We start from the raw sequence: 16,809 nt of genomic DNA, 5'->3' as shown, positions 1-16,809 counted from the left end.
AATAGTGCTTAATATTTTGTAAAAATAAATTACATAGTATGAATTGGATTACCTAAAGCTACTTCTGCTGCTTCCATTGTAATTTCACCTAATGATGGATGCGCATGAATTGTTAATGCGATATCTTCAGCTGTCATACCAGTTTCAATTGCTAATCCTAGTTCAGCGATCATATCAGATGCACCAGAACCAGCGATTTGAGCACCGATTAATAATCCGTCTTCTTTTAATGTGATTAATTTTAAGAATCCGTCAGTTTCGCCGATAGATAAAGCACGACCATTTGCTGCATAAGGGAATTTAGAAGCTTTATATTCTAATCCTTCTTCTTTCGCCATCGCTTCAGTGTAACCAACTGTAGCTAATTCAGGCTCAGTGAAACATACTGCTGGGATTGCAAGATAGTCAACTTCTGATTTTTCACCAGAGATAACTTCAGCTGCAACTTTTCCTTCGTATGATGCTTTATGTGCTAATGGAGGTCCAGCAACGATATCACCGATTGCAAAGATATTGTCTACTGAAGTACGTCCTTCTTCATTTACTTCTACTAAACCACGTTCATTTATCTTAACACCTAATGACTCTAAACCGATTTCTTCAGTATTAGGACGACGACCAACAGTTACTAAACAGTAATCTGCTTCAATTGTTTGAGTTTCACCTTTAGCTTCATAAGTTACTTTAACACCAGTTTCGCTCTCTTCAGCTGATTTAGCCATCGCTTCAGTAACAATGTCTACACCTTTAGCTTTAAGACCTTTTTTAACTACTTGTGTCATTTGTTTTTCGAATCCGCCTAAAATATCTTTCGCGCCTTCTAGAATTGTAACTTTAGTACCGAAGTTAGCGTAAGCAGTTCCTAATTCAGAACCGATATATCCACCACCAACTACTACTAAGCTTTTTGGAATTTCAGTTAATGCTAATGCACCTGTTGAATCGATTACACGTTTGTTGAATTTGAAATTAGGAATTTCAATTGGACGTGAACCTGTAGCGATAATTGCATTTTTGAAAGTATAAGTTTGAGATGCTTTTTCAGTCATAACTTTTAAGTTGTTTTGATCAACGAAATAAGCTTCACCTTCAACGATTTCAACTTTGTTACCTTTTAATAATGCACCAACACCGCCAGTTAATTTCTTAACAACGCCGCCTTTGAATTCTTGCACTTTAGAAAAATCAACAGTAACGTTTTCAGCTTTAATTCCGAAATCTTCAGAATGAACAGCATTTTCATATTTATGAGATGCTGATAATAAAGCTTTTGAAGGAATACAACCGACGTTTAAACAAACGCCACCTAAACTACCTTTTTCAACGATTGTTACTTTTTGTCCTAATTGAGCTGCACGAATTGCTGCAACATATCCTCCAGGACCTGCTCCGATTACAATAGTATCTGTTTCAATAGGAAAATCTCCAACTACCATGTGCTTACCCCTCCATTAATAATAATTCTGGATTATTTAATAAACGCTTAATATGATTCATAGCATTTTGTCCAGTTGCACCATCAATTTGACGGTGGTCAAAACTTAATGATAATGCTAATACTGGTGCTGCAACGATTTCTCCATCTTTAACGATTGCTTTTTGAGCAATTCGACCAATACCTAAGATAGCAACTTCAGGGTGATTGATTACTGGAGTGAACCATTGTCCACCAGCTGAACCTATATTACTAATTGTACATGATGCACCCTTCATTTCGCTAGGAGAAAGTTTTCCATCACGAGCTTTTACAGCCAATTCGTTAATTTCATCAGAAATAGCGAAGATTGATTTACGATCAGCATTTTTAACGACAGGAACTAATAATCCACGTTCAGTATCAGCTGCAATACCGATATTGTAGTAATGTTTGTGTACCACTTCTTCTGTAGCGTCATCTAAAGAAGTATTTAATGCAGGATATGCTTTAAGTGCAGATACTAACGCTTTAACAACGTATGGTAAGAATGTTAATTTCGTACCTTGTTCTGCTGCAACTTCTTTAAATTTCTTACGGTGATCCCATAAAGCCTGTACTTCAACTTCATCCATTAACGTAACGTGTGGTGCAGTGTGTTTAGAGTTAACCATCGCTTTAGCGATTGCTTTACGCATTGCAGGAATCTTTTCACGTGTTTCAGGGAATTCGCCTTCTGGTGCTGTGATTGGTTGTGGTGCCGCTTTTTCAGTTGATGCAGCTGGTGCATCAGCTTTTGGTGCTTCTGTAGCTTGAGTATTAGCGCCACCATTTAAGTAAGCAGTAATATCATCTTTAATTACACGGCCATTTTTACCAGTACCAGTAACCGCTTTAATATTTACACCTTGTTCACGTGCAAATTTACGTACTGACGGCATAGCGATTACACGACGATTTTCATCAACTTCTACATCTTGTGCAGGCGCTTGTGCAGGTTTTTCTTCTTTAACTTCTTCTGTAGCTTTTTCTTCTGTAGCCGGTGCTTCGTCTTTAGATTCAGAAGCTGATTCTTGGGCATGTGCATCATCAGAATCGATTGTAACGATGACGTCACCTAAGTTAGCTACTGTTCCTTCTTCAGCAACAATCGTATTGATTGTTCCTGATACTGGAGATGGAATTTCTACTACTGATTTATCATTTTGTACTTCACATAAAATATCGTCTTCTGCGATGTTATCGCCAGCTTTAACGAACCACTTAACGATTTCACCTTCAAAAATCCCCTCACCAAGAGCGGGTAATTTAAATTCAAATGCCACAATAAATTCCTCCTAAGAATTAATTTTATAATTATAAAATTCATTTTATTAAATGATGAAAAGTAACATAGTTAAAACAATGTTACTTTTCACAATACCTTATAACTCGATTTTAAAACTCAATTTAGAATTCTAAAGTCTTTTTAGCTGCTTCAATGATGTCTTCTTTGTTAGGTAACCAAACATTCTCAGCTTGCGTGTATGGATATGCTGTATCTACAGCTGCTACACGTGCAATTGGAGCTTCTAATGATAAAATTGCACGTTCAGAAATTTCAGATACTACAGCTGCACCAACACCCGCTTGTTTTTGAGCTTCCTGAACCACTACAACTCGTCCAGTTTTTTCAACTGATGCAATAATCGTTTCGATATCTAATGGTTGAACCGTACGTAAGTCGATAACTTCGATTGAGTGACCATCTTTTGCTAATTCTTCAGCAGCTTTCAATGATTCTTGAACCATTGCACCATAAGTAATGATTGATAGGTCAGTACCTTCTTGTTTCACTGCTGCTTTACCGATTTCAATTGTGTACTCTTCTTCAGGTACTTCTTCACGGAATGAACGGTATAATTTCATATGTTCTAAGAATACAACTGGATCATTATCACGAATAGCTGAAATTAATAATCCTTTTGCATCATAAGGGCTTGATGGAATTACCACTTTTAAACCTGGCGTTTGAGCTACTAAACCTTCTAAGTTATCTGCGTGTAATTCAGGTGTATGAACGCCACCACCGAATGGTGAACGGATAACAACTGGTGCAGATTTCGTCCCACCAGAACGGAAACTTTGACGTGATAATTGTGCTGCTAATGAATCAAATACTTCGAATACAAATCCGAAGAATTGAATTTCCATTACCGGACGGAATCCAGTTAAAGTGAAACCTACTGCTAAACCACCGATACCTGATTCTGCAAGTGGTGTATCGAATACACGATCTTCACCGAATTCTTTTTGAAGTCCTTCAGTCGCACGGAACACACCACCGTTGACACCAACATCTTCTCCGAATACTAAAACGTTTTCGTCATTTTTAAGTTCAGTTTGAAGTGCATTTGTTATTGCTTGGATCATCGTTAATTGTGCCATGACTTACTTCGACTCCTTCTCTTTATAAATTTCATATTGCTCTTTTAAATGGAAAGGCATTTCCTCTGTATACATTAATTCGATTAATTGAGATACAGTTTGTTTAGGAGTTGCATCTGCTTCTTTAATCGCATTTTTAATATCTTCTTTAGCTTTTTCAATAATTTCGTTTTCTTTATCTTCAGTCCATAATCCTTTGTTTTCCAGGAATTTACGGAATCGAACTAATGGATCTTTCTTAACCCATTCAGCATCTTCATCTGAAGTTCTGTAACGTGTTGGGTCATCCCCCGCCATTGTATGTGGACCATATCTATATGTGATTGTCTCGATTAATGTAGGACCTTCACCAGCAATTGCTCTGTCACGTGCTTCTTTTGTTGCAAAGTAAACAGCTAATGCATCCATACCATCAACAACGATACCTGGAATACCTGCTGCAACTGCTTTTTGAGCTAATGTTTTAGCAGCAGTTTGTTTACTACGTGGTGTAGAGATTGCATAGTTATTATTTTGGATCACAAAAATTGCAGGTGCTTTGTATGCAGACGCAAAGTTGATACCTTCATAGAAATCACCTTGTGAAGTACCACCGTCTCCTGTATAAGTAATTGCTACTGCTTGAGTGCCACGTTTCTTAAGTCCTAAAGCAACACCCGCTGTTTGAATGTATTGCGCACCGATAATGATTTGAGGAGCTAATGCATTCATTCCTTCAGGCATTTGAGAACCTAAATAATGACCTCTTGACCATAAAAATGCTTTAGTTAATGGAAGACCTTGCCAGATTAATTGAGGAACATCACGATATCCTGGTAAAATAAAGTCATCTTTTTCAAGAGCATAATGAGATGCTAATTGAGAAGCTTCCTGACCAGCTGTCGGTGCATAGAATCCTAAACGGCCTTGTCTGTTTAATGAGATAGAACGTTGATCTAACACACGTGTCCAGACCATTCTTTCCATTAATTCTACTAATTGTTCGTCCGTTAATTCAGGCATATATGCATCATTAACTACATTTCCGTCTAAATCTAATACTTGAACTACTTCAAATTTTTCTTCGATTTCACGTAAATTTGAAACAGCGTCGAATGGGGCTTTTTTCTTAAGAGCCATTCTTTTCACCAAACCTTTCATTTATGTTTTAATTACATAATCTATCATAGCATATTTGTGTACTACAGATAAAGAAAAAGATATAAAAGAAAAAACAGCGTCACAACAATGGTTGTCAGCACTGTATTACCACAATATTTCCGCTGTTATATATCAGTAAACGCTTTCATTTTAACAATTTTGTCACAATAATTAGTTTTTATTCAATGTTTCTACAATTGGCTTTTTATTTTGTTCAACAAGTCGCGTTATCTTAGTATAATCATCTGTCTTTGTCTGAAACTGTTTATATAATTTAGAAATAACATTGATTTTTTCATTAACCACGTTTTTATCTAATGTATCTTCTTTTAAATAGTTAAATAATTCATTCTCTTTATCAAGAATTTTTTGATATGAAATCATTAAGTTTGAGTGTTTAGCATATTTCTCGTCTAAAGTACCAACTAACTTCTCAACCTGTTGCTTTTGCGTTTTATCTTCAATTGCTTTTGCATCTTTCTTTGATTTATCAAAAATTTCTTTAGATTTCTTCATAATTTCTGCTTCTTTTTTAGCGATTGCTTTACGTTCTGACGTATTTTTTGTCAGTTGATCTGCAAGGCCAGTCATCTCACCTGATTTCGCTTTATTCACCTTATTAAATAGCTGTAATTTATTATTTTCTAATTTCTCTAATTTTTCACTGACACTAACTATTTGCTGCTCTTTAGTATTTGCTTCATCAATTTTTTGATAAAAAGCTTCTAAGTTTGCTGTTTTGTTCGTACATGCTGCAAGTATTACAACAAAGAATACTAATATAAAACCTTTTAAACACTTCATTAACATTGCCTCCTCTTATTTGCTTATAATGTTATATTTTTTTACATATTATTTCAATGTATATAATGCAATTCCTCTGATTATCTGATATATTTTATAATAATAAAGTGAGGAGATGTTACGATGCTAACAATGAACGACATCATTCGAGATGGCCATCCAACTTTGCGAGAAAAAGCACAGGAAGTTGAACTACCATTATCGAATGAGAACCAAAAATTAATCGATGATATGCTAGAATTTCTTAAAATGAGTCAGGATGAAGAACTCTCAAAAAAATATAAATTGCGTAGCGGTGTTGGTATAGCTGCGCCTCAGCTTAATCATAATAAACGTATGCTTGTTATTTATTTTTATGATGAAAAAACTGAAAAGTACGTTGAACATCAATTGATTAATCCAAAGATTATCAGTCACAGTGTTGAAAAAGCTTATTTACCTACTGGAGAAGGTTGCCTTAGCGTCGACGAAAACATTCCAGGTTTAGTTCATAGATATGCTCGTATTACTGTTAAAGCATTTAAACCTGATGGCAGCGAAGTAAAATTACGTCTAAAAGATTTTGCTGCGATTGTTGCTCAACATGAAATTGACCATTTAAACGGTATAATGTTCTATGACTATATCAACAAAGAAAATCCGATGGCAGTTCAGGACAACGCTATCGCTGTGCAATAAAAAATTATCTGTTAAAACATTAATGTTTTAACAGATAATTTTTTTTAAATAAATTCATCTTTTCTTTTTTCGTAGCGAATTCCTACTTCTTCTAAATACGAAATCACTTCTCGCATCGTTTCTACATCCATGAATATTGGATCATTAACATGCGGTGCTGTGTGTACTTCTACTGGATTAAATTTCTGATAAACAAAGTTCATAATAACTTCGTTATCTCTTCTGTTAAACTCAAGATGATCTAGTATTAAAGTTTCATGATTGGCAGCGCTACTAATGACTTTTTTTATATTTGCTATATTATCCATTTAATTATCTCCTAGTCTATCAGATTAAAATGTTTGAACGCTTTTGTTAATCCTTCTTTATGCACATCTTCAGTCACATAATCTGCTACTTCTTTTAATGCATCTACCCCATTACCCATTACAATACCTAGCCCGACACCGTGAATCATTTCCAGATCGTTCAAACCATCTCCGACAGCGATACAATCTTCTATCGGAATATTCAACGCCTCACTTACTTTTTTAATGCCTTCAAACTTCGAACCGTTTACTGGCACAACATCACGACTAACTTCATGCCATCTAATAAACTTTATCATTTTATATTGATTGTCATATAATTTATCTTCTTCTTCACCATTGAAGATCAAGGTCTGATAGATTGGTTTATCGATATAGTAATTTTTTTCGTATCTTGGATGTTCAAACTTTAAAGTACTAATACTTTCCTTAATGTTCTCATGAAATTCAATATTAGAGACCATCTCATGTTCATTTAAAAATACGAGTGGATGTTCATTTGAACTTGCATCTTTCTCTAATTGCTTCAAAGTTTCCAGATCTAACGGATTTTCATAGATTACTTCGCCATTCATCACCGCATATTGTCCATTAAATGAAATATAATTTGTTATCCCGGTTTCTTTAATTACCTCTTGTAACATAAAAGGTGCACGGCCAGTAGCAATCGCTAATAAATGCCCATTTTCCTGCAACTTTTTAATCGTTTCTTTCGTATCCTCACTCATTTCTTTATCGTCATTATATAATGTTCCATCAATATCAAAGAAAATCAAATGCTGCTTCATGTTTAAGCCTCCGTACAATATTTTTACTTTTAGTTTACCTTTTTGTACGCATTATTTCAAAAATATATTATTATATATATGAAGAAGTTGCATGCAAAGACTTTACACTACCATATTAATTCATGTAAGATAAGAATACTTATACATTTAATATAAATGTCTTGTACGGTTTATGTTTAGCCCTAGACTCCTAGGGCATTCTTTATGTATATAATAATAAGGAGGCTATTTATTAATGGCAATTTTTAAAGTATTTTTTCAAGAAAACAAAAGTGAAGTAATTATTCGTGAGAACACACAAGTTAAATATTTTGAAGCTGTAAGCGAAGAACAAGTTAGAAGATATTTAATTGATCGTCCTTATAACATTGAATTTGTTCAGGAATTAAAAGGTGCTCATTTAGAGTACGAACAAAAAGCTGAAAATTACAGCGTGGAGACGATCTAAATGAAGCCTTTACAAAAAAATGAAGTTGGTGTATTCGCCCTTGGTGGTATGGGTGAAATCGGTAAAAATACCTACGCCGTTGAGTATCAGGACGAAATTATCGTTATTGATGCAGGTATCAAGTTTCCCGAGGACGAGTTACTTGGTATCGATTATGTCATTCCTGATTATACTTATCTTGTACAAAATCAGGAACGTATAAAAGGATTATTCATTACCCATGGACACGAAGATCATATCGGTGGTGTACCATTCCTATTAAAACAGTTAAACGTTCCAATTTACGGTGGACCACTTGCACTGGGTTTAATCCGAAATAAACTTGAAGAACATGGTTTACTTCGCACTGCACAGTTAAATCCAATTACAGAAGACAGTGTCTTTGAATTTAAACATCTGAAAGTGTCATTCTATTTAACAACTCATTCTATACCAGAAGCATATGGAGTAATCGTTGATACACCAGAAGGAAAAATAGTGCATACGGGGGACTTTAAATTTGATTTCACGCCTGTTGGTGAACCTGCTAATATCGCAAAGATGGCACAGCTTGGTGAAGAGGGTGTGTTATGTCTATTATCAGATTCAACAAATGCTGAAATTCCGAACTTCACGATCAGTGAACGTGAAGTTGGACAAAACGTAGAACAAATTTTTAGAAAATGTACTGGCAGAATTATTTTTGCTACATTTGCTTCAAATATTTATCGTGTACAGCAAGCGATTGAAGCGGCAGTTAAATTTGACCGTAAAATAGTTATATTCGGCCGTTCAATGGAGAACAATATTAAAATTGGTACTGAACTTGGATACATCAAAGTACCACCAGAAACATTTGTAGAAGCAAATAAAATTAACAGTATTCCTAAACATAAATTATTAATTTTATGTACGGGTTCTCAAGGTGAACCAATGGCAGCATTGTCACGTATTGCTAATGGTACACATCGTCAAATCTCTATCATTCCTGATGATACTGTTATTTTCTCGTCTTCACCAATCCCGGGTAATACATTAAGCGTTAACCGTACGATCAACGCTTTATACAAAGCAGGTGCTGATGTCATCCACGGTAAGCTATCAAATATTCATACATCGGGTCATGGTTCTCAGGAAGAACAAAAACTTATGCTAAGATTAATGAAACCTAAATTCTTTATGCCTATTCACGGAGAATATCGTATGCAAAGCTTACATGGTCAACTAGGTATTGATTGCGGTGTAAATCCTGATAACGTATTTATCCATGAAAATGGTGATATTCTAGCATTGACTAAGGACAGCGCGCGCTTCGCAGGTCATGTACCTTCGGGGAATATACTCGTTGATGGTAGTGGTATTGGTGATATCGGCAATGTTGTAATTAAAGACCGTAAAATATTATCTGAGGAAGGTCTGGTAATTGTTGTTGTGAGTATTGACTTTAAAACGAATCAGTTACTAAGTGGTCCAGATATTATTTCAAGAGGCTTTGTTTACATGAGAGAATCAGGTCATTTAATCTATGATGCGAGTCGTTTGCTGAAAAAGAAAGTAATTGAAAAACTAAATTCTGGTGAAGCACTTGAATGGCATCATATTAAAAATGTCATTTCTGAAAATTTATCACCATTTTTATATGAAAAAACAAAACGTAAGCCGATGATTTTACCAATGATTATGGATGTTAATAAAAATAACGAACAACTTGTTGAACAAGAAACGACAAAATAAAAATAGACCCGAAAGGGTCTATTTTTTTTCGATAATTTAGTCATTAATAATCTTTTTCTCAAAACGATTTAAGTCATTATCATGGCCAATCATAATTAATATATCACCATTTTCAATAATAACGCTCGGGTCTGGTGAAACGATAATATCTTTTCCTCGTTTAACTGCAATAATGTTTAAGCCATAATTCGCTCGGATATCTAAATCTAAAATAGAATTACCTGTTAATGTTTCACCTGCTCGAATTTCCACAATTGAATGCTGATCTGAAAGTTCAAGATAATCCAATACAGAAGAACTTGCAACATTGTGCGCAATTCTTCTTCCCATGTCTCGTTCAGGATGGACAACTGTATCTGCACCAATTTTATTTAATACTTTAGCATGATAATCATTTTGCGCTTTTGCTGTAACTTTTTTTACACCAATATCTTTCAAGATTAGAGTTGTTAATATACTTGCTTGTATGTTATCTCCTATCGCAACAATAACGTGATCGAAGTTACGTATACCTAAACTCTTTAATACGTTCTCATCAGTTGTATCTGCAATAACAGCATGCGTTGCAATATCTGCATATTCATTGACACGTGCTTCATCAGAATCTATAGCCATTACGTCCATATCCAATGCATTTAATTCTTTTACAATGCTCCCACCAAAACGTCCTAAGCCGATAACTACAAATTCTTTTTCCATACTACCCCTCCGTTATTTCTTCTTACCTTTAACATATTCGGTATCAAATACGAATAGTCTCAATAATAAATATAAAGAAGGAAGTAATAAAAGTAAACCTAAAATAAACACCACGACTAATCCGAATGCCATTGTTTCATTTACTACAGCTTTATCCATATTGACATAAGGATATAAAATATAAGGTAACTTAGAAATACCATATCCATAGAATGCTGTAGCAAATTGAAGAATTACCATAATAAGGCCAATTTCAAGATTTTTCTCAAAATAATATAATGCAAAAGCGATTAAGAAAAATACGATACTTAGTCCAAATAACCACCAGTATTGTCCTGTTGCAATATCAAAATGCTCTTTATTTTGTTGTCTTAAACTCAAAAATGTAAACTGACAAATCACAAGCATTGGTAATGCCCATATTAAAAACCATGTTCGAAGTATCTTATAAGCAGGTCTATCTTTTGCTTTGTGCGCATAAACTGTTAAAAATGCTGATGAAATATATAACACAGAGATGATACATAAAAATACCACACTCCATGCAAATGGACTCATTAATAATTCAAACCATTTCAATTCAACACCTTTGGCAGTCTTTGTGATAAAGCCACCTTCTGAAATGGTTAATACTGTTGAAAAAGCTGCAGGAATAAGTAATCCTGAAACACCATATAAAGCGACCCACGCAAGCTTAGAGTCTTTGCCATACGTTTCAAACGCATAAAATGAGCCACGAACTGTGAGTAGCAATAAAGCTACACTTACAGGCAGCAACAAAGTTGAACCGAAATAATAAGCTGTATCAGGGAAAAATCCTACAATACCTACAAAGAAAAATACTAAGAAAACATTAGTAACTTCCCATACAGGATTCAAGTATCTTGAAATAACGTCCTTTAATTCATTTTCCTGATCTGTAAGTTTTGCATATAGTATAAAGAAACCTGCACCGAAATCAATTGCCCCTAAAATAACGTAACCAAATAGAAATGTCCATAATACTAAAATACCAATATGTTGATAATCCATTATTTGGCACCTCCTTTGGTATATTGCTCAACATCAAATTGGGCTGGTTTATCTTTGTACATACGAAGTAAAACGTAACTACATGAAAACCCTAATACAAGATACAGTAATCCGAATGCAACAAGCACAAGGCTCACACCATCAGCATGTGTAGCACCTTCGGCAACTTTCATATAACCTCGTAACAACCATGGTTGACGTCCCATCTCAGCTAGGAACCATCCAAATTCTATGGCTAACATACATAGAGGACCAGTTAAAGCAATTAAGTATAGCATGAAATTATGCGTTGCTAACTTATTTTTCATCTTATTTAATATTACATATAAAATACTGACTGCAAAACTAAACATGCCAAAGAACACCATTAAATCGAAGAAGTAATGAATAATCAAAGGAGGTTGTTCATCTTTAGGTATTTCATCTAACCCTTTTACAGTAGTATCAAAACTGTTATCAGCAAGAAAGCTCAGCATACCAGGTATTTTAATTGCACCTTTTACTTCTTGTGTTTTTTCATCAAGAACACCGAATAAGACTAAGTCAGCATTTTTATCACTTTCAAAATGCCATTCCATTGCAGCTAATTTTTCAGGTTGTTCATTGTGCAGGAACTTCGCCGATAAATCGCCCGCTAAAATCGTCAGTAAACTAAAAATCAACCCTACGATCATCGCCATTTTTAAAGATTTCATATGATAATCTTTATCTTCCGGGAATTTATTTCGTAGTAATTTCACGGCTGCTACACTCGCAATACAGAAAGCAATCGTCATCCCACCAGTCGTGACAACATGAAAAGAACGTACAAAAAATGAACTGTTTAACATCGCTTGTATCGGATCAATATCAACCAGCACTCCATTTTTCACTTTAAAACCTTCCGGTGTGTTCATAAATGAATTGACACTCGTGATAAATAACGCGCTTAATGTTGAACCAACAATGATAGGAATATTTAGTAACCAATGCGTCCATTTATTTTTAAATCGATCCCATGTATATAAATATATACTTAAGAAAATTGCCTCAAAAAAGAACGCAAATGTTTCCATAAAAAGTGGTAGTGCAATAACTTGTCCACCCAACTGCATAAATGATGGCCATAATAATGAAAGCTGTAAACCAATAATCGTTCCAGTTACAACACCTACAGCGACAGTTATCGTGAATGTTTTAGCAAAACGTCTCGCCATAGCAGTATACTTCGGATTATTATATTTTATCCCTAAACCTTCTGCAATCATTATCATCAGTGGCATACCTACACCTATGGTGGCAAAAATTATATGAAAACCTAACGTCATCGCTGTTAATAAGCGACTTAAAATAACACCATCCATAATAATCCTCCTTTTGTGATTGTACTCACATTTCTTTAAGTTTAATACACCTTATAAGGAATATAAAGAGAAACGCCTAACAGTTTTGTGACAAATATGTGATCATCTTCGGACTATTTAAATTACATTTGCATATAATACCATTAATATTGATAATTCTGTCTGAAATCGCTATAGTATTTATAGTTATTAAAAAGTAGTAAAAGAGGTAATGATATGAATATTGAAATATACACACAAGATGATTGTCCACCATGCGAATTTATTAAAAACTATTTCAGACACTCTTCTCTTCAATTTAAAGAAAAAAATATCAAAAATATGGCATATAAAATAGAGATGATTGATTACGATGCATTGAGTACCCCACTTATTAAAATAGATGAAAAATTATTCTATACACCAGATATCGAAGCCATTGAAAAGTATATGGAGACTAAAAATGTTTAAGTTTTTAATGTATAGTATGATAGACCGCTTCGGAAAAAGTTTAGTACCATTATTCCATTCCAATCCAAAAAATGTTGATGTCGATAGTATAACTATTAAAGGCTTGAGATTACACCATGCTCGACCGTTATCAATTGTACATATCTCAGATTTACACGTCGGCTTTCAGTATAACTATCATGATTTAATAGAACACATTAAAATAATCAATAAACTACAACCTGATACCGTCATGATTACCGGAGATTTATTTGATAATTTAGAAGTGTTTAAAGAAAATCCTCATGATTATATACCATTGCTAAAAACAATTAAAGCCCCATTAGGCGTGTACTTTTCTTATGGTAATCACGATCAGCGTACACACTTAACACATAGTTTAGAAACAGTATTGACTAATAGTCATATTACAGTGCTGAATAACTTTGGTAAATATATAAACTATGATGGAGAAGATATATATATTTGTGGAACTGATGATATTCTTAATGCATCCGGAAATATTGAACAGGCACTACGCAACAGAAAGCATCTCAATGACTACACCATCACTTTAGTACATGAACCAGATTATGCAGACTTTGTTAAGCAATTTAATGTTGACCTCCAATTATCCGGACATAGTCATGGTGGACAGATTTTTATCCCTATTCTAGGTGCACCAATTAAACCATCATTAGGGAGAAAATATTTAAAAGGTTTATTTAGATTAAAATATAAAAAACATAGCATGTATCTTCATGTTTCCCGTGGTCTTGGTAGTACACATTTACCAATTAGAATATTCGCTAAACCACAAATTACAAAGATTTACATCAAATAAAGAAGAAGCTGAAAATTTTCAGCTTCTTCTTTATTTTGTTTAACTATAGATAAGCATCTACTAAAGAGATTACTTCTTCTTGCGTTGAGCAGTTTAATGCCTGTTCAGCTATTTTAGCCATTTCAACTTGACTTAAGTTTTTAATTTGACGACGAGCTCTTAAAATACTTGTCGCACTCATAGAAAACTCATCTAAGCCTAATCCTAATAATAGTGGAATAGCTGTTGTATCCCCAGCCATTTCTCCACACATACCTGTCCATTTACCTTCTTTATGGCTTGCATCAATGACTTGTTTCACAAGTCTCAATATTGCAGGGTTATATGGTTGGTATAAATAAGAAACACGCTCAGACATACGGTCAGCAGCCATAGTATATTGAATTAAATCATTCGTACCAATACTAAAGAAATCTACTTCTTTAGCAAAGATATCAGCCATAGCTGCTGTTGATGGGATCTCAACCATGATACCTAATTCAATATTATCGCTAAATTTAATATTTTCTTTCGTTAAGTTAGCTTTTTCATCTTCTAAAATAGCTTTTGCCTCACGGAATTCGTTAATTGTTGCAATCATCGGGAACATGATACTTAAATTGCCATGAACAGATGCACGTAATAAAGCTCTAAGTTGAGGTCTGAAAATTTCAGGTTGTGCAAGACATAAACGAATTGCTCTGTAACCTAAGAATGGGTTCATTTCTTTAGGTAAGTTTAGATAAGGTAACTCTTTATCTCCACCAATATCTAATGTTCTTACAACAACACGTTTACCTTTCATCTCTTTTAAAACTTTAGCATATGCTTCATACTGTTCATCTTCAGATGGCATAGTATCGCGTCCCATATATAAAAACTCTGTACGATATAGACCAATACCTTCAGCGCCATTGTTTACAACACCAGTTAAATCATCAGGTGTTCCAATATTTGCTGCTAGTTCTACATGTTTTCCTTCTGAAGTTACAGTTTTATCATTAACAAGTTGTTTCAGTAATTCTTTTTCTTCAATAAATTGAGATTGTTTCTGCTTATAGGCAGTAATTGTAGCTTCATCAGGATTAAGAATTACTTCTCCTTCGATGCCATCAACGATTATAAAATCACCTTGCTCAACGAGAGCAGTAATATTTTTTGTACCAACAACAGCAGGAATTTCTAACGAACGACTCATAATTGCAGAGTGTGAAGTACGTCCACCGATGTTCGTGGCAAATCCCTGAACAAAAGCCTTGTTTAATTGCGCTGTATCAGAAGGTGTTAAATCTTCTGCAATAATTACTACAGGCTCATCAATTAAAGTCGGATTTGGTAATGTAACACCTAATATATGAGATAAGACACGTTTAGACACGTCTTTAATATCTGCTGCACGTTCTCTCATATATTCATTATCCATAGATTCAAATATAGTAACAAAATTAGTTGCAACTTCAGATAAAGCAGTTGCAGCATTTGATTGATTATTTTTAATATTTTCTTCAATTGGGTTAATAAGTTCCGGATCTTCTAAAACTAATAAATGCGCATCAAATATAGCAGCTTTATCAGCTCCTAATGCAACTTCTGCATTATTTCTAATTTGCATTAACTCTACTTTTGATTGATTTACAGCTGCTTTAAATTTTTCAACTTCAGCAGCTGTATCTGTAACTTTTTCTTCTGAAAAAGATAAGTCTGGCTCAATCATAAGGTAGGCTTTAGCAATCGCTACACCATCAGATGCGCCTATCCCTTTAATGTGTTCCATTATTTACTTAAACCTTCTTTAACTAGAATATCTGTGATAGCTTCGATAGCTTCTTTTTCATCTGAACCTTCAGCATAGATAGTGATTTCAGCATCTTTGCCTACTCCTAAACTCATTACACCCATAATTGATTTTAAGTTAACTTTTTTAGCGTTATATTCTAATTGAATATCTGATTCAAATTTGCTTGCAGTTTGTACTAACATCGTTGCCGGACGTGCATGAATTCCTGTTTCATCAATAATTACGTAAGATTGTTGTTCCATAATAAAAACTCTCCTTTGGTTGCATTTGCAACAGTTTATTTTATATATAACTTTATTAGTCTATACGATAGATAATATATCAAATAAATACCTTAACTTCAATTAATTCAACGTCTTATAATAAACAATTAACATTATAAATATCAAAATGTCTGAAATATGTAAAATTTAAATTTTGATTTATATTAACGCTCTTGCTACTTTTTCACATTTTTCAATATGTGCTTTACCTAACCTTTGCATCATATAATAACTTATTGTACCAGAGACAGCTTGTCCGATAACGGGTACCCATTTTGATTGTTTAAGAACTTCTCTTCGAAGTAAAGTTTTAAATAGTACTGCAACTAATCCTTTTGAAATTTTTTTACCGATGAAATCGCTGCCTGTTTTAGCAGCAGAAAAAACTATTTTTTGTTTCATTTCGTCAGTATATCCACTCACCTGTTTATGACTTAATCCATATATCGCATTAATTTCCTCAATGATATCTGTCATTATTTTCATATCAGCAGTTACATCAACGCCAGGAATCGGAACAACAGCTGCTGCAGAACTCATTAACGATTTATTATGAATTAATTTTTCTGAGCGTTCTCGACGTTCTATTAAATCACTTTCATTTTTTGGAAGGTGATTAATTTCTTTCTTAACTTTTTGTTCTTTATTTATCGTATTTGCTGCCATATTAATTGCTGTATTTAAAATTCCCATGTTATCACC

At 34.0% G+C, this 16,809-nt stretch carries 18 protein-coding genes; 5 read left to right on the top strand and 13 right to left on the bottom strand.

The genetic code is table 11. The annotated features are described in order from the left end of the window. Window positions 1–29: 29 nt before the first annotated feature. The 5 genes from lpdA to HT586_RS04915 form a co-directional block, all read right to left on the bottom strand. Complete coding sequence (gene lpdA / locus HT586_RS04935; RefSeq protein ID WP_203546413.1) at window positions 30–1,436, bottom strand: dihydrolipoyl dehydrogenase; 1,407 nt, start codon at window positions 1,434–1,436, stop codon at window positions 30–32. A gap of 4 nt (window positions 1,437–1,440) precedes the next feature. Continuing rightward, window positions 1,441–2,739, bottom strand: coding sequence for a dihydrolipoamide acetyltransferase family protein (locus HT586_RS04930; RefSeq protein WP_203546412.1), 1,299 nt, complete (start codon window positions 2,737–2,739; stop codon window positions 1,441–1,443). Between the two features lie 124 nt (window positions 2,740–2,863). Next, window positions 2,864–3,841, bottom strand: a complete 978-nt coding sequence (locus HT586_RS04925) for an alpha-ketoacid dehydrogenase subunit beta (protein WP_096076894.1) — start codon at window positions 3,839–3,841, stop codon at window positions 2,864–2,866. A 3-nt stretch (window positions 3,842–3,844) separates the two neighbouring features. Further along, window positions 3,845–4,960: a pyruvate dehydrogenase (acetyl-transferring) E1 component subunit alpha gene (gene pdhA / locus HT586_RS04920; protein ID WP_203546411.1), complete on the bottom strand. Its 1,116-nt coding sequence runs from the start codon at window positions 4,958–4,960 to the stop codon at window positions 3,845–3,847. A gap of 192 nt (window positions 4,961–5,152) precedes the next feature. After that, the gene (locus tag HT586_RS04915) at window positions 5,153–5,785 is read right to left on the bottom strand and encodes a YkyA family protein (RefSeq protein WP_203546410.1); all 633 of its coding nucleotides are present in this window, start codon (window positions 5,783–5,785) and stop codon (window positions 5,153–5,155) included. A 123-nt stretch (window positions 5,786–5,908) separates the two neighbouring features. Here HT586_RS04915 and def point away from each other — a divergent pair, with 123 nt between their 5' ends. Next, a complete protein-coding gene (gene def / locus HT586_RS04910; RefSeq protein WP_096076897.1) occupies window positions 5,909–6,463 on the top strand; it encodes a peptide deformylase in 555 nt (184 codons plus the stop codon). A 44-nt stretch (window positions 6,464–6,507) separates the two neighbouring features. On the opposite strand, the gene HT586_RS04905 is transcribed toward def, so the two are convergent. Both HT586_RS04905 and HT586_RS04900 read right to left on the bottom strand, forming a co-directional pair. Beyond that, window positions 6,508–6,771, bottom strand: a complete 264-nt coding sequence (locus tag HT586_RS04905) for a hypothetical protein (RefSeq protein ID WP_111745716.1) — start codon at window positions 6,769–6,771, stop codon at window positions 6,508–6,510. An 11-nt stretch (window positions 6,772–6,782) separates the two neighbouring features. Then, complete coding sequence (locus HT586_RS04900) at window positions 6,783–7,559, bottom strand: Cof-type HAD-IIB family hydrolase (protein ID WP_203546409.1); 777 nt, start codon at window positions 7,557–7,559, stop codon at window positions 6,783–6,785. A 235-nt stretch (window positions 7,560–7,794) separates the two neighbouring features. Between HT586_RS04900 and HT586_RS04895 the strand changes: the two genes are divergently transcribed. Then, on the top strand, window positions 7,795–8,007 hold the full coding sequence (locus tag HT586_RS04895; protein ID WP_203546408.1) for a DNA-dependent RNA polymerase subunit epsilon: 213 nt from the start codon (window positions 7,795–7,797) through the stop codon (window positions 8,005–8,007). Continuing rightward, window positions 8,008–9,720 (top strand): ribonuclease J1, encoded by a 1,713-nt coding sequence (gene rnjA / locus HT586_RS04890; protein WP_203546407.1) that lies wholly within the window; start codon window positions 8,008–8,010, stop codon window positions 9,718–9,720. A gap of 36 nt (window positions 9,721–9,756) precedes the next feature. Here the strand turns inward: rnjA and HT586_RS04885 are convergent, their stop codons facing one another. The 3 genes from HT586_RS04885 to HT586_RS04875 are packed head-to-tail and all read right to left on the bottom strand — an operon-like array spanning window position 9,757 to window position 12,794. After that, a complete protein-coding gene (locus tag HT586_RS04885; protein ID WP_096076902.1) occupies window positions 9,757–10,419 on the bottom strand; it encodes a potassium channel family protein in 663 nt (220 codons plus the stop codon). A 12-nt stretch (window positions 10,420–10,431) separates the two neighbouring features. Beyond that, window positions 10,432–11,451, bottom strand: coding sequence for a cytochrome d ubiquinol oxidase subunit II (locus HT586_RS04880; RefSeq protein WP_203546406.1), 1,020 nt, complete (start codon window positions 11,449–11,451; stop codon window positions 10,432–10,434). Then, window positions 11,451–12,794 (bottom strand): cytochrome ubiquinol oxidase subunit I, encoded by a 1,344-nt coding sequence (locus tag HT586_RS04875; protein WP_096076904.1) that lies wholly within the window; start codon window positions 12,792–12,794, stop codon window positions 11,451–11,453. Before HT586_RS04875 ends, HT586_RS04880 begins: the two co-directional genes overlap by 1 nt. A gap of 216 nt (window positions 12,795–13,010) precedes the next feature. Here HT586_RS04875 and HT586_RS04870 point away from each other — a divergent pair, with 216 nt between their 5' ends. Then, window positions 13,011–13,244, top strand: coding sequence for a glutaredoxin domain-containing protein (locus tag HT586_RS04870; protein ID WP_096076905.1), 234 nt, complete (start codon window positions 13,011–13,013; stop codon window positions 13,242–13,244). Then, the gene (locus tag HT586_RS04865; RefSeq protein WP_157742192.1) at window positions 13,237–14,067 is read left to right on the top strand and encodes a metallophosphoesterase; all 831 of its coding nucleotides are present in this window, start codon (window positions 13,237–13,239) and stop codon (window positions 14,065–14,067) included. Before HT586_RS04870 ends, HT586_RS04865 begins: the two co-directional genes overlap by 8 nt. A 43-nt stretch (window positions 14,068–14,110) precedes the next feature. Here the strand turns inward: HT586_RS04865 and ptsP are convergent, their stop codons facing one another. The 3 genes from ptsP to HT586_RS04850 all read right to left on the bottom strand — a co-directional run bounded on the left by ptsP (window position 14,111) and on the right by HT586_RS04850 (window position 16,800). Next, window positions 14,111–15,820 (bottom strand): phosphoenolpyruvate--protein phosphotransferase, encoded by a 1,710-nt coding sequence (gene ptsP, locus HT586_RS04860; protein WP_223160808.1) that lies wholly within the window; start codon window positions 15,818–15,820, stop codon window positions 14,111–14,113. Further along, a complete protein-coding gene (locus HT586_RS04855) occupies window positions 15,820–16,086 on the bottom strand; it encodes a phosphocarrier protein HPr (RefSeq protein ID WP_096076908.1) in 267 nt (88 codons plus the stop codon). The genes ptsP and HT586_RS04855 overlap by 1 nt, the downstream gene beginning before the upstream one ends. A gap of 180 nt (window positions 16,087–16,266) precedes the next feature. Next, window positions 16,267–16,800 carry a DUF697 domain-containing protein gene (locus tag HT586_RS04850; RefSeq protein ID WP_203546405.1) on the bottom strand — a complete coding sequence of 178 codons (534 nt, stop codon included), beginning with the start codon at window positions 16,798–16,800 and terminating at the stop codon, window positions 16,267–16,269. Between the last annotated feature and the right edge of the window lie 9 nt (window positions 16,801–16,809).

Source organism: Macrococcoides bohemicum (assembly GCF_016865215.1).
GTDB classification, from domain to species: Bacteria; Bacillota; Bacilli; order Staphylococcales; family Staphylococcaceae; genus Macrococcoides; species Macrococcoides bohemicum.
Note: the sequence above shows the minus strand (reverse complement) of the source record. Positions and strands in the feature narration are given on the sequence as shown.

Coding starts and splice junctions, on each gene's coding strand:
- ptsP (WP_223160808.1), bottom strand. CDS start 15,820: ATGGAACACATTAAAGGGATAGGCGCATCTGATGGTGTAGCGATTGCT.
- HT586_RS04850 (WP_203546405.1), bottom strand. CDS start 16,800: ATGGGAATTTTAAATACAGCAATTAATATGGCAGCAAATACGATAAAT.
- HT586_RS04855 (WP_096076908.1), bottom strand. CDS start 16,086: ATGGAACAACAATCTTACGTAATTATTGATGAAACAGGAATTCATGCA.
- pdhA (WP_203546411.1), bottom strand. CDS start 4,960: ATGGCTCTTAAGAAAAAAGCCCCATTCGACGCTGTTTCAAATTTACGT.
- HT586_RS04905 (WP_111745716.1), bottom strand. CDS start 6,771: ATGGATAATATAGCAAATATAAAAAAAGTCATTAGTAGCGCTGCCAAT.
- def (WP_096076897.1), top strand. CDS start 5,909: ATGCTAACAATGAACGACATCATTCGAGATGGCCATCCAACTTTGCGA.
- HT586_RS04895 (WP_203546408.1), top strand. CDS start 7,795: ATGGCAATTTTTAAAGTATTTTTTCAAGAAAACAAAAGTGAAGTAATT.
- HT586_RS04925 (WP_096076894.1), bottom strand. CDS start 3,841: ATGGCACAATTAACGATGATCCAAGCAATAACAAATGCACTTCAAACT.
- HT586_RS04915 (WP_203546410.1), bottom strand. CDS start 5,785: ATGAAGTGTTTAAAAGGTTTTATATTAGTATTCTTTGTTGTAATACTT.
- HT586_RS04900 (WP_203546409.1), bottom strand. CDS start 7,559: ATGAAGCAGCATTTGATTTTCTTTGATATTGATGGAACATTATATAAT.
- HT586_RS04875 (WP_096076904.1), bottom strand. CDS start 12,794: ATGGATGGTGTTATTTTAAGTCGCTTATTAACAGCGATGACGTTAGGT.
- lpdA (WP_203546413.1), bottom strand. CDS start 1,436: ATGGTAGTTGGAGATTTTCCTATTGAAACAGATACTATTGTAATCGGA.
- rnjA (WP_203546407.1), top strand. CDS start 8,008: ATGAAGCCTTTACAAAAAAATGAAGTTGGTGTATTCGCCCTTGGTGGT.
- HT586_RS04885 (WP_096076902.1), bottom strand. CDS start 10,419: ATGGAAAAAGAATTTGTAGTTATCGGCTTAGGACGTTTTGGTGGGAGC.
- HT586_RS04870 (WP_096076905.1), top strand. CDS start 13,011: ATGAATATTGAAATATACACACAAGATGATTGTCCACCATGCGAATTT.
- HT586_RS04880 (WP_203546406.1), bottom strand. CDS start 11,451: ATGGATTATCAACATATTGGTATTTTAGTATTATGGACATTTCTATTT.
- HT586_RS04865 (WP_157742192.1), top strand. CDS start 13,237: ATGTTTAAGTTTTTAATGTATAGTATGATAGACCGCTTCGGAAAAAGT.